General features: G+C 63.3%; 8 protein-coding genes. 1 reads left to right on the forward strand and 7 read right to left on the reverse strand.

All coding sequences use genetic code 11. The annotated features are described in order from the left end of the window. Positions 1-54: 54 nt before the first annotated feature. The 3 genes from Mal64_RS17095 to Mal64_RS20325 all read right to left on the reverse strand — a co-directional run bounded on the left by Mal64_RS17095 (position 55) and on the right by Mal64_RS20325 (position 8,507). Positions 55-4,848, reverse strand: coding sequence for a DUF3320 domain-containing protein (locus Mal64_RS17095; RefSeq protein WP_146402562.1), 4,794 nt, complete (start codon positions 4,846-4,848; stop codon positions 55-57). 144 nt (positions 4,849-4,992) lie between these two features. Continuing rightward, the gene (locus tag Mal64_RS19945) at positions 4,993-6,765 is read right to left on the reverse strand and encodes a DNA methyltransferase (RefSeq protein WP_315852817.1); all 1,773 of its coding nucleotides are present in this window, start codon (positions 6,763-6,765) and stop codon (positions 4,993-4,995) included. After that, on the reverse strand, positions 6,750-8,507 hold the full coding sequence (locus Mal64_RS20325; RefSeq protein ID WP_315852812.1) for a type IIL restriction-modification enzyme MmeI: 1,758 nt from the start codon (positions 8,505-8,507) through the stop codon (positions 6,750-6,752). The genes Mal64_RS19945 and Mal64_RS20325 overlap by 16 nt, the downstream gene beginning before the upstream one ends. A gap of 313 nt (positions 8,508-8,820) precedes the next feature. On the opposite strand from Mal64_RS20325, the gene Mal64_RS17105 reads away from it, so the two are divergent. Beyond that, a complete protein-coding gene (locus Mal64_RS17105) occupies positions 8,821-9,837 on the forward strand; it encodes a DUF4268 domain-containing protein (protein WP_146402564.1) in 1,017 nt (338 codons plus the stop codon). Between the two features lie 125 nt (positions 9,838-9,962). Here the strand turns inward: Mal64_RS17105 and Mal64_RS17110 are convergent, their stop codons facing one another. From Mal64_RS17110 to Mal64_RS17125, 4 genes are all read right to left on the reverse strand, one after another. Next, positions 9,963-10,454 (reverse strand): hypothetical protein, encoded by a 492-nt coding sequence (locus Mal64_RS17110; RefSeq protein WP_146402566.1) that lies wholly within the window; start codon positions 10,452-10,454, stop codon positions 9,963-9,965. 527 nt (positions 10,455-10,981) lie between these two features. After that, positions 10,982-11,230 (reverse strand): hypothetical protein, encoded by a 249-nt coding sequence (locus Mal64_RS17115; protein ID WP_146402568.1) that lies wholly within the window; start codon positions 11,228-11,230, stop codon positions 10,982-10,984. A gap of 61 nt (positions 11,231-11,291) precedes the next feature. Then, positions 11,292-11,492, reverse strand: a complete 201-nt coding sequence (locus tag Mal64_RS17120; RefSeq protein WP_146402570.1) for a helix-turn-helix transcriptional regulator — start codon at positions 11,490-11,492, stop codon at positions 11,292-11,294. Between the two features lie 94 nt (positions 11,493-11,586). Beyond that, a complete protein-coding gene (locus tag Mal64_RS17125; protein WP_146402572.1) occupies positions 11,587-13,092 on the reverse strand; it encodes a hypothetical protein in 1,506 nt (501 codons plus the stop codon). Positions 13,093-13,129: the final 37 nt, after the last annotated feature.

Genomic DNA, 13,129 nt, shown 5'->3' on the forward strand with positions numbered 1-13,129 from the left:
GGCGAAGCCCACCCCACGGGGGCCCCCGAAAGGACCCCGACCCCCCGGGGGGGGTCAGCTATGGTTGGTCGCAAGCCTCCCGTCCGTGTCGCAAATCTGCTCGCGTTTGACCATAGACTGTAGTACGTACTCAATTCGATCACGCAGCCCTGAACTGATACGACCGATGCCGAACACCCGCGCCGTAGCGCTGACGACTTCCGAATGGCTCATCCCCACATGGCTGCTTACCAGCCGAACTATTGCCTCCTCGATCTCCATGTGGGAGATCATCTCAGGCTTCTTCAGAGTGAGGAGGCCAGTCTCGGATCGGTCGCGAACTACCTTGCAATCAGAACCACACATCACAAAGAAATCGCCGATCGACTCCAAGCCCCCGTGGCTGACTGCGAGCCCCAAAGCTCCTTCAATGGCTTCAACGATACGCCTCCCGGCACGGGCGGATCCCCAAAGCTGTGCGATACGCCTATAGACTTCTTCGCGGTGGATTGGACCCTCGACGCGCACCACCTGAACTACCGCCCTTTCGAGATGATCGATCGGCGTGTCTGGGATCGTCGCGTTGCGGTTCACGTCGAAAGACGCTACCTCGTAGGGGGCGCCGATCAAGAGATCCTCCCCCCCAATCGTCTCAGGTTCTTCACGTCTCAAAATCGGGGGGGGCGGCGCCGGTGACGACACCGAGGGCGGATCAGCTACTTTCTCCGGCGTGGGCGCAGCCTGAGCCTGTTCGATCGCCGCTACGACTCGGCGCAGTTCTTGGTCCGGTTGGCTGAACCAATCAGAGCTCCAGATGCGATGGATTCGCCAGCCTCGCGCCTCCAGCACGGATTGGCGGATCCTGTCACGGTCACGGGCCGAGCGCGAGCTGTGGTAAGCCGCGCCATCGCACTCGATTCCCAGCAAGTACCGACCCGGCTGAGAAGGATCCACGACCGATAGATCGATGCGGAACCCGGCAACTCCCACCTGGGCGTGGGTCTCGTAGCCAAGCCCGCGTAACGCTTTCGCCACCTGCCGTTCAAATTCTGAATCGTGCTCCGCTTTCACCGCTGGAGAGCCCGTATCAAGCATTCCCGTCTCGGCGTATTGCAGATACGCCTTGAAGGCTATTGCTCCGCGTGCTTGCGTGCGGCTCGTGTCGATGTCGCTTGCTCTGATCGATGAGAAGATCACGCAGCGGCTCCGAGCGCGTGTGATCAGCACGTTGAGACGTCGCTCGCCGCCGTCGCTGTTGAGCGGTCCGAAACTCATCGACATGTACCCGTCTTTGTCTTTGCCGTAGCCGACGGAGATATAGATGACCTCCCGCTCGTCGCCCTGGATGTTCTCTAGGTTCTTGACAAAGAATGGCTCGTCCTTCCCCTCGGTGAAGAATTCTTCGGCTTGCGGGTTCGCCTTGCGCAGCAGCTCCAATTCTTGCAAGATCGCGTCACGCTGGCTCATAGAGAAGGCGCCCACCCCTAGGCTCACGCCAGGGGTCTTCAGCGCGTGCTCGATCGCCGCCTCGGCGATCCGCTTGGCTTCGATACGGTTCGCCCGCGTGCCGCCGCGGTCGTAAACGGCCTCTGGTATATGAAAAAACTTTAGCCCCAACGAATCATCTGGTTCGCATGGGCTAGGGACGATAATAAGCCGATCGTCATAAAACTCGTGGTTCGAGAACTCAATCAGCGAGTGGTGCCGGCTGCGGTAGTGCCACTCGAGCATCCGCTGCGTGACGTTCTTCGCGCAGCACATCGAGAGGATGCTCTCGATGTCCTTCGCTCGCACCGCGTCGTCGTCTTCCGACTCCGGCTCGCCGTCTTGAGTCGCACGGGCGAAGAACGACGTGGGCGGCAGCTGCTTGGTGTCGCCCACGACCACCACTTGCTTCGCACGGGCCATGGCGCCGAAGGCGTCGACCGGTTCGACCTGACTCGCCTCGTCGATCAGCAGCAGGTCGAACTCCATCTCGCCGGGCGGGAGGTACTGCGCGATCGACATCGGGCTCATCATGAAGACCGGCTTGGCCTTCTGGATCGCTCGCCCCGCCTTGCCCATCAAGGTGCGCACGCGCAGGTGCCTGCTCTTCTTGTTGATCTCACGGTTGACGACCGCCATTTCGCCGAGTGAGCTCCTCGGCGTGTTCTCCCAGTGCACTTTAGCGACGAGCGATCGGCAATGCGCCAGACGCTCCTTGTCGAATCCGACGAACGCCTCACGCACACGCTCGTGCGATTCGCCCGAGAAAGAAGCGAGTGCGGGATGCTCGGTGTAGGCAAGTCGCATCAATGACTCGTAAAGCGCAAGCTCGACGCCGGACCTCAGCTCGTCGACGCCGATGGCCCCCGAATCGAGTTGTGTCAGCGCCTCATCCACGCCTCGACCCGCCAGCGAGCGGCAACGGGTCCGGTAGCCGATCCAGTCCTTTAGCCCGTCGCGATCGCCCAGAAAGCCCGTCATCCGACGATGCAGATCATGTAGCGGGGCATCGACCGCTTGCCTTCCTAATTGGTCGACCGTGGAGAAACACAGCGTCTTCTCGAGCTTCCCGAGGCATTTGAAGCATGGGTTGAGGTCTTTGCCGATCTCCTGAAGGCAGCGCCGCAGCGTGGCGGAGTCGGGCGAGTGCTTGGCGACTTCCGTCAACGAGTGAGTCGGGAACTTCTCCCGGCAGACTTTCACTGCTTCGATCGCCTGGGCCAGGGCGCCCCAGTCTGTTTCCGCACCACGCCAGCCCGTCGAAAGCGCCTGCTTGCCCAGCTCCTCCGTGGCGTTTGACGAGAAGCACTCGACATCTGCTTGATGTTCGATCAGCAGGTTGAGAAACTCGAGTTGCTCCGCATGACTTCTCGGCGGGGCGCCGATCGAGATGGCGCGGAGCTTCGCCGACGCCGCACGGTAACGCCCCACAAAGCCTCGGTACCAGCGGTCGCCGTAGACCTTGATCGCCTCGCGGGCCTCACGGACGTCGGCGTTGTAGCTGTGCGGATCGAGCAACGGCTCGAGACGTTCCGCGGCGACCGACGACCGCAGACCCCGGTTGCAGGTCTCTTCGAGCTCCGCGAGCCGATTTGTCCAGGCGTCACAGTCCAGCAGGCACAGCTGCGCACGGGGGATCGTGCTGACGGCTTTGGCGAACTGGGCCAGATCGGACAGCTCGCGGGCGTTGCGGGGCGGCTGGGCGCCAAGCGCTTGGGCGAGCTCCGCGCCGGCGGAGATAAGCCGATCTATTCTCTCCGCGACTTCTTTGATCTCAATCTCGAAGCGGTCCATGTCGGTAGGCAGCAGCGCCTCGAGTTCGCAACCGCGCCACGGGTGTTCGCACGGCGTGCCGATCTTTCGGGCGTGGTCGGCGAGGTCGGCTACCCGGTCGATCAAGTCCTTGATCTCGTCACCCGACAAATGCTCGCAACCGGTCAGATGCAGGTCACGCCCGCGGACGCCCTCGGCCTGCAAGCGAGTAATCTCACCGATCAGGTTGAACGGAGAGAGGCCGCTGTCGCCGATCGGCGCGCTGATCGCCTTCACGTGGCCGTTCAGGGTGTCCACACGCTGCTGTAGCGAGTGGACGAGGGCGCCGGCGTCTTCGAGATGCGGCGCGCTGAGCTTGAGCGTGCGGTCGAGTTCCTGGAGCAACTGCTTGCGGTTCGCCTTGTTGCTGTGCAGTTCGAGGCACATGTCCCCCAGGCCGATATTCGCCAGCCGGCGGTGCACGACCTCCAGCGCGGCCATCTTCTCGGCGACGAACAGCACGCTCTTCCCCTCGTGCACGGCCGCGGCGATCATGTTGGCGATCGTTTGCGACTTGCCCGTGCCGGGCGGGCCTTGCACCACGAGGTTGCGGCCGCGGCGGACCTCTTCGATCACCATCGCCTGCGAGCTGTCGGCGTCGATCACGTGCACCGCGTCGTCGACCGACACGAGGTCGTCGATCAGCTCCGTGGGGTCCTCGAACAACGGCGGTTCGTCGCGGAATCCTTCGCCCAGCAGCGAGCGGATCAGCGGGTTCTCGCTCAGCTTTTTGCCCTTGGGCCAGGCTTCCTGCTTGAGGTCCATGAACATGCGGATCTTCGAGAAGACGAACATCCACAGGACCATGTCGTTGGCCTGAACCCGCCAGCCCTCCTTGCCCTCGATCGCCTCGGCGACCGACGCGAAGTAACCCGAGGGCGTCAGGTCCTCGAGCGACTCGGGAAGCTCGGGCAGCTCCACGCCGAAGTCGCCCTTCAGTCGCTCCTGCAGCGAGAGGTTGGTCGTCAGCTCCTCGCCGTTGTAACTCAAGCGGAATCGCGCGCCCGCCTTCGCGCGGCGCAATTCCACCGGCAGCAGCAGCAACGGCGCGTGCCGCTCGGCGCCGTTCGGGCCGCTCTCACGCCACACCAGAAAGCCGATCGCCAGGTAGAGGACGTGCACGCCCTGCTCCTCGGCAAAGGTCTTGGTGTCGTAGTGCAGCTTCAGGAGCCGTTTCTCGAGCGCCTCGCCGTCTAGCAGCGTCTGCAAGCGGTTGTCGGTGTGGCGGTCGGGCGCCGACTCGGCGGCCGCGTCGGTCTGGAGCAACACGTCGCTGTCCATGGCGCCGCCGTCGTCGACCCACGTGTCGACCTCGCCGGTTGCCTCGATGGCCGTATCGCCGTCGCCCGGGTCCGAGACCAGCGGGCTGGCCTCGTCGTCGTCCGAGGCAAGGAAGGTCATCGTCTTCCCCTGGATAGCCAAGAGGTCGAAGACCTGATCGGCCAGCTCGTCGACCACCTCCACGCGCGTGCTACGCGTCGGCGATCGGGGGGTGTTCAGCAGACGGTTGCGGGCCGAGAGGTCGAGGAGCTCGCGACGCGACTCCTCCAGCATCGTTTCCAGGTCCGGCATCGGTCGACTCGGCCTGTTGTGTGGGTGGAATGGCGACCGCCCGGGGCTACCCGAAGCGCCAAGGCGGCGGCCGCACTAGGTATCAAAAGGTAGCACGCAATTCGGTTGCCCGCATGTGGGTGTTTTCTCCCAACGCACGATCGGTCAAACCGCTACGAACCGACCATCGTCCAGCCGCCGCGCGCGGCCGAGGCTTGCCAAGGTCTCGAGCAGCTCGCCGATGCGGTCCTTGTTCGCCCGGGTGAAGGCGGCGGCGACGGTCTTCACGTCGGCCGGGGCGGCGATCGCGGCGAGCGCCCCCTGCACGGCCGCCGCCTGCTCGCTGAGCGTCTTGGGCCACGGCTGCTTCTTGACCTTCGCCTTGCCCTTCTTGGTGGGCTTGGCCTTGGTCTCCTCGGTGGCGATCGTCTGCTGCGTCTTGCCGTCCGGGTTCTGCCCCTTGGGGTTCTGGAACTCGGGCCGCAGCCAGCGCACCAGCCCGCGTTTCTCCTCCTCGGCGCGCTCGTGGTTGAGCGCGACGAGCCGCTCCAAGATCTCTTCGTCGGGCAGATCAACCGGCCAGCCGTAAGCGTCGGCCACCGCCGTGTCCAAGTCGTCGTGGATCTGCTTGAGCACCGAGACGAGCCCCTGCTCGTGGATCACGCGTTCCTTGTCCGTGAGCTCCTCGCCGCCGCGGAGCTTCTCCAGCACGTTGTACATGCCGGTCATCGTCAGCTTCGGGTGCTGCTCTTGCTGACGCTTGCGGTGGGCGTCGAGCTGCTCGCCGAGCTCGCGAATGCGGGATTGCTGAGGCTCACTCGCAATCGGGAAAGGAAAGGGTTCAAAGCAGCGTGTTTTATTGTATCGAGGATCATTACCAACACCCAATCGTCCACCAGCAGCCAATGCCCACTGATAATGGATGCGGCTTGAGAGAACACCGAGAACAGCGGAATCAGATACCGCAATATTCGTCAGCATATTATCTGGCAGAACATCCTGATCCAAAAATGAGAAGACCCTGTGTTTCGATGTTTCAGGTGTAGCGACAAATCTGCTTACACCCGCAGATGCGTCTCTCCAGACGGGTCTTTCCCAGCCAAATCGCCACCATTTTTCACGTATCGAGGCTCGGCGATTCTGGTCTCGCTCAGGCTTGACATAGTCAATCACCCTCTGAAACGCGGCGGAATTAGCACGCTTCGCCTCTTCTACAGACATGCCAAAGAAGTCGATCACGTAAACTCCACGCGAAGACTGCATGAAGTCACGGCCATTGAGGTACGCTCTTATTACTACATGTTCACCTGCCGTCTGAGCTCGCAGTTCAGCAGCTTGGCTAGCGTCGACAATAAAGCCTGCTCCGTAGAGCTGCACGCCCGGAGAATAAAGCCCGTCGTTTGCCTTTAAAGGGACTGCCGAATCAAGGTCCGGGCCGGCTTTTAGTTGATGATTGATTTTCTCAACTTCAATCAGCTTGACTTCCACCTCTTCTTGCTTGTCCTCATTGACGACGCAGCCGATTTCATATTTTGCTGGCTCTTCTGCGGCTCCTATCGTCATCGCAATTCGTACCGCAGCAGCAGTTGAAGTATCCACCCACGGATGGTCAGCAATCACGAATGGTACAAAGAGTGGGGTGCTCTTGGCCTCCATGTGACGCTGCAGAATGCGCCGTTGGAAGACCTGCCTAATACTGTTCGTAGTGATGAATCCGAAGCGTTGTAGCTTTCCTTCGCGGGTAAGAGCAGCGGCTTTATCCCACCAGTACATCACGTAGTCTGCCTTCTCAGGTAGATCGTGAACGCTCCAGAGCGCTTCGACGTAGCCATCTCCGTTGGCCTGCCGGATCATCCAACCGCCAATAAACGGCGGGTTCCCCACCACATAATCTGCCGCAGGCCACTCCGCCTTGCGTGGGTTCACGTAGCGGTACATCGGGATCCGCACCGACTCGTCCGGCACCTCCTCGCCGGTGACCGGGTGGGGCTTGGTGGTGCGGCCATCCCAGATCGTGACCGGCTCGCCGTTGTCGCCCAGCACTTCTTCGCGGCCGTCGTAGGCGGCACCGCGTCGCGGCACTCGATGTTGCCAAAATTCTTGATCACCGGCTCCGGCGGCCGCACCTTGCCGCGCGTGCGGAAGTGCCACTGCAGGTAGCCGATCCAGAGGACCAGTTCGGCGATCGCCGCGGCGCGCGGGTTGAGCTCGATCCCCAACAACTGGTGCGGGTCGACCGTGTGGCCGCTCTCGAGCAGCATCTGCCGGCCGCCGGCCACCTCGTCGCAGGCAGCGAACACCTCGCCCTCGAGCCGCTTGAGGTGCTCGAGCACGACGTACAAGAAGTTGCCGCTGCCGCAGGCCGGGTCGAGCACCCGCACCTCGCAGAGCCGGTCGTGGAATCGGTTCAGCTCCTTGAGGGCGCCCGACTCGTCGCCGTCGTCGAGCAGCGTGAGGGCGGCGGCCAGGGCGGCGTCCCACTCGGCCCGCAACGGTTCGACCACCGTGGGAACGACCAGCCGCTCGACGTAGGCCCGCGGCGTGTAGTGGGCGCCCAGCTTGTGCCGCTCGACCGGGTCGAGGGCCCTTTCGAGCAGCGTGCCGAAGATGGCGGGCTCGACATCGCTCCAGTTCGCCTCGGCTGCTTCGATCAGCAGTTCGAGCTGGTCGCGGTCGAGCGGCAGGGCGGCCTGGGACTCGAACAGCCCGCCGTTGAACCGGATCAGTTTTTCGCGCAAGTCGGTCGAGAACCCGCCCTTGTCCATCGTTTGCCACAGCGACTCGACCACCGGCACGAAGTGCGCGGGGTCGTCGAGAGACTTGAGCAGCGTGGTGAACGGGTCGCGGCGCTCTTGGCTCGGCTTCTCCTGCAGCAAGCCGACGTCCTCGGCGAACATGGTGAACAGGCACCGCATGAGGAACTGGGCGACCTCCTCGGGCGCGTGTCCCGCCGCCTCGAGCCGCTTGGCGAGCTTGGCCAGGCTGTCGGCGATCTCGCGCGTGACCTTCGCGCTGCGACGCGACGGGTCGAGCGCCAGCGGGTCAGTCCAGACGAGACGCAACCGCTCGCGCGTCTCGGCCTCGGCCAGGTCCTCCAGCGCGATCTTGTGCGACTGCGGGTCGGGGAACGCCACGTAGGCGCCGCCGGTCTGGCTGAACTCGCTGTAGAGCTCGATCACGTGGCCGACGTCGACGACCATCAAGAGCGGCGGGCGGCCCTCGTCGGCGCTGAGGTGGCGGGCGTATTGCTCGGCCTGGGTGTGCGCCTGGCGCAGCGCCTTGTCGTGCGCCTTGCTGCCGCGGCGGCCGTGGCCCTGTTTCTTGGCGGCCTGCTTCTGCTTGCCGCGCTCGGAGAGGGCCGCGTCGTCGCCGCGCTCTTCGACCCCTTGCTTGGTCTCGCAAACGAAGCAGCCCCGCCGGTAAAGGTCGGCGAACTTCGTCGAGTGCGTGCCGTCGTAGTTGTCGAACCGGATCGCCTTCTCGAAGACGTAGGCGTTCTCGGCGCCGTCCGGCCCGGCCGGCTCGGGGTGGTCCACGCCAAGCAGGTCGCACAGCTCGGTGAGGAACAGCTGGTAGTTGGCCCGCTCGGCCCCGCCCGAGGGGCGCCAGCGGGCGATGAACTCGCGCGCCTGGGCATCGGCTTTGGCTTCTTCGGGGTCGTTGTCAGTCGGTTGCGGCATGGCTTCTAATTCAGCTGCGCTCAGAAAGAACGTGCGGCGATGAGGGAGACGTAGGGGCCCGTGATTATGGCTGCCAAGGGATGCGAATGACAGCCGCGCGGCCGGGGGGCAGACTGCAGACTGGAGTCTGCGGGCTGGGGGACTTAAGCGGGGCTCCGATGGGGTGTTTTACTTGTTTTCGGCGTCGCTGACTCCGCAAAGTATCGTTCGTACGCTTTCTTCCCGGCGGTTGGAGGAAGCGGTCGCGTCGCGCTGTTAGAGTGAGGATCTGTGCTGTGCATATTCCTGAACTACCAGTCAATGCGATCTCATCATGCCTGACTATCCTCTGGGGCGGCTCGACAAGATCGAGGCCCGCAATATCTGGGTCGACGAGGCCCGCGACTTCACGCCTTGGCTCGCTTCAGAGGAGAACATCGGCCTGCTGGGCGACGCCATCGGCTACGAGCTCGAGGTCGTGGCCCAGGAGAAGAGCGTCGGGCCGTTCAAGGCGGACATCCTCTGCCGCGAGACGCTCAATGGCCAGTACGTGCTGATCGAGAACCAGCTCGAGAAAACCGACCATGGCCATCTGGGGCAATTGCTCACCTACGCGGCCGGCCTGCACGCGGTGACCGTGGTGTGGGTGGCGGTCCGCTTCACGAACGAGCACCGCGCGGCGCTCGACTGGCTCAATGAGATCACGGCCGAGGAGTTCCGCTTCTTCGGCCTCGAGATCGAGCTGTGGCGGATCGGCGAATCGCCCTGCGCGCCGAAGCTGAACATCGTCTGCAAGCCGAACGACTGGACCGCCGAAGTGGGACGCTCGGCGCGGGCCAGCAGCGAGGAAGAGCTGAGCGACACGAAGCGGTTGCAGCTGGAGTACTGGACCAAGTTTTGGGACTACGTTCGAACTAGCGACTCGGAGCTGAGGGGGACCAGGGCGTTGCCACAGCACTGGAACAACCTGCCGATTGGACGCACCGGGTTTCGGCTCGTTGCGATTATGAACACGCAGTCCGGATATATCCAAGTGGAGATTTACTGCCACGACGACAATGCTCTGCAGCATTTTCACCAATTGCTCGAGTCGCAATCCGAGATCGAAGCTGAGCTTGGGCATGAGCTTGATTGGCAAGAGCTGCCTGGTCGCCAGGCGAGTCGCATTGCCTACGCGAGGTCGGTAGTGAGTTTTAGTGATCGAAGCCTTTGGCCCGAGCAGCATGAGTGGCTCCGCACGCACCTCGAGGCTTTCGATCGTGTGTTCCGCAAACGCATCCGCGGGCTCAACGCAAACGATTTCGAGGCCGAGGACGGTGACGCCGAGGAGTCCGCTGAAAAAACGCCGTGATGCGGTCGGGTGAGACTGTTCGCCTGCCATGCTTAGCTGCAGATTGATGTTGGTAGAGGGGAGCATCTGTCTATCTTCTTCGATACGGCGGGGCAGAAGAACTTGCGGCTGTCGTCGCGGTGTGACTAGGCGACGGCCTGGGCCAGGGCCTCCTCGGCTGCGTGGCGGGCCTCTGGGTGTTTGAGAATCGTGCTCAGGGCCGTGCGGCCACCGGGGATGATCCCCTGCTCGCGCCAGTCGGGCTGGGCCATACCTAGCAGCCGCTCCTGCTCGGTGGCGGGGAGCCCACTCAGCGCTAGCCGGAACTCTCGTCGGCGGTCAGCGGCCTCGCCGATCCGCCGGTTGTGCTCCTCATGCTCGGCCTGTCTGTCAGCGCGTCGGGCGGATGAATGCTGCTCATTCGCTCGCCGCTGAGCGTCGCTCACGGGCGGCCAGCCTGCCTCGATCAAGTCCCCCGGCCGCCAGCCGCAGACTCGGCGGTAGACCGCGCCGCCGTCCCACGCCAGCGGGCGGGCCTCGGCGTGCGCCAACAGGGCGCCCAGGTGCTCCGGTTCGCCGCCGTGTTCGCGGAACTCGGCGATGGCGTTTGCCGACTGGGCGACGCCGAGGCGCCGCATGCGTCGCTCGAGGGCGGCCCACCCAAATTCCGTTCCAAGATTTTCGGATTCCTCCACCTCCAGCCGATCAGGCTCATCGCCTTCGGTGGGGGGCAGGGGGGGAGGGGGCTCTGTAGGACTCTTAGGACTTTTTGTCTGGGCGCCGTTTCGGCGCTCATTGGCGGCGCTTGCGTCGCTCTTTCACTGTACTTCGCGGACAGTTTCGGACCCGGAACGTTGGAATGTCTCCCAGTTGCATACCTTTACGTGTGTCCCATTGCGGTCAGATTTGAGCACCTCAAGCATCCCGTCCGCGACAAACTCTTGCAGGTAGCGGCGCACGGTCCGATCGCTGACGCCGATCCACTTGGCTAGGTCTTTCGTCGACATGAGAGCCTCGCCTACCTCGAGGCGACGGCCGTTGCGCATGAGCTGTGGCTTGTAGGCTGTGCAGAGAAGAATGTGGCCCCACAGAGCAAACGTCTGCCCGTTCGACCAAGCGAGAGAGCCCTTCACGCTCCAATGGAGCTTGATCCATCCAGTGGTCATCACGGCGCTCCCCCATTCACGAGGGCGGCGCCAGGGCGCCGCAGCGACCGCCGAGCGGCCTCGAGCGCCTCGTCTGGCGCCCCGCGCCGCAGACTGCGGGGCAGCTGTTGCCATGCCGCGAGCAGCGTCAAGCTGCCCGACAGCGGCTCGGCCGCTATCGCCGGCGGGAAGGCGAGCGGGTCTCCGTCACGCTCGTACGCCTCGGCGATCGTCGCTGGTGGCGACGGCTTCAGTGGGTTAGCATTCATTGTGATACCCAGCCCTGGTCGCGCATGTTGTGACCGCGCGGCCAGGGCCCCTTTCTTTGGCTCAGGCTTTTGTTTGCGCGGCGGCCGACTTCCGGCCCGCCATGAATTGATCGAGGTCCGCACGGTCGAGCACCACGCGGCTGCCCACCCCGATCTTGGGGATCTCGCCCTCGGCAAGCAGGGCGTCGAGGGTTCGAAGACTGACGCCGATGTAGGCGGCGCCTTCGGCTCGTTTCAGATAACGGGCCAAGTCAGTAGACATGGATCGACTCACTGCACGGAGTAAGAATCGCAGCCGCGTTCACGCGGTCGCATCGTGCAGCAGGTTAGCCAGCAATCGATGTGGACAAAGTGGACTAGCCGCTATTTGTCCGCTTATTAAAGCGAGTCCCGTTGAGCAGGTGGCGGTGTTCTGGCCGGCGCAATTGTCTGAGTAAGCTATTCGCTGGTCGTTCGAGGCCACCCGTGAATTGCAGGGCTATGCTCTTCATGGTTTCCCTATCATCGGTGCTATTGCGGAGTGCCTTGGCCAACCGAATTACGTCATCATTCCGAGGCAATTTTTCGCAGTTTTTTTTGGAACTGTCCGTTTTCCTATCCGCCTGTCCGCTCTCTGTAGATGCTGTTGGTGAGTTCCCATGAGCGATTCTGGCGACTTCCAGCTGGTCAGTTGACTTCTGACGCCGAATCGTCGCTCGGAGTTTGCGACGGAGAGTGTCGATCGCGCGATCGACCTGAGAAGCCATGTTGAATTGAGGGCGATTCGTGGGGAGACTCTTCCAATAGTTTCTCCCAACAGCACCAAGCGTTTCGGCCTCAACTGCGCAATCATAGTCCTCGGCAACATCCGCCAGCCCCCTCGCAAGTGACCGCATCTCTTCGAATAATCGCTTATGATCGGCGCCCCACACGTTCGCCTTCTCTAGGTCTTCAGGCGCCATTGGGCTCGGTTCTGCCCTGCCGGCTTCACGATTTGCTCGGGCGGCCTCGACCAAGAACTGGAACCGCTGCAGATTCTCGAGTGATTGCTGCGGTGAAGGGTTTTCCATGTGCTCCACTCCCTTTTCGGATCCCGTGCTTGCCCCCAGCCGCTCTGCCTCGGCGATTACCAGCTCCGTCACGGCCTCCATGCACAGCACCTGCCGCCGGCCTTGGTGCTCGTACTGAGACAGGTCGACGTCGAGGTCGTCGTCGGGGTAATGCATGCCCTGGCCGCCGTACCCGGGGGCCCGCACAGGCAGCCACAACCGGGTGATTTGCTCATAAGCGGGGAAGTACCGGTCGGCCTTCTTGGGGTCCCGCAGCGGGGCTGTCATGGGGCCGACGAACTGGGCGTCGTCGAAGAATCCGCCGGCCTCGAGCACCCGCCAAAGCTGCTCACCCGCCCTGGTGTAGGACCTTCTCAGCAACAATACCCGCGCATTTCGCACCTCGTACGATTTAGCGTCGGTACACTTCTCATCGGACTGGGCGAGCCTCGGCCAGCGGTCCCGGAGCTTATGGGTGAGCCGCTGCAGCTCCTGACCTGCGTGTAGGACGGCGTCGGCCTCCGGCGGGGCGTGGGAGTCGACGGCCGACTTGAGATCGCTCAACGCCGTGTGCAGCTCCCCGAGGGTCGCTTTGCCTTCCAGCAGCTGCTGGTAGGCGTTGAAGCAAACGGCGACCGCTTCGTGCAGCTCAGGGGCGTGCTGACGCGAGAATTGAGACGCCACATTGCCCGCCAACCAGCCCTCGCCCGGCTCGCCGCTGATCGGGTTGAGCCGCTCTACCAGGCCGGCGAGGGCCTTGGCAGCCTTGGGGTCGCCGTCTTCATCGCGTTTCCGGGCTAGCTCGCCCAGCCAGCGGGCGTGGCTTCTCGCCATCAACAGGAACCGACGGATGCACGCGACGCCAGTAACA

Origin of the sequence: Pseudobythopirellula maris (genome assembly GCF_007859945.1) — a bacterium.
Classification (GTDB): domain Bacteria; phylum Planctomycetota; class Planctomycetia; order Pirellulales; family Lacipirellulaceae; genus Pseudobythopirellula; species Pseudobythopirellula maris.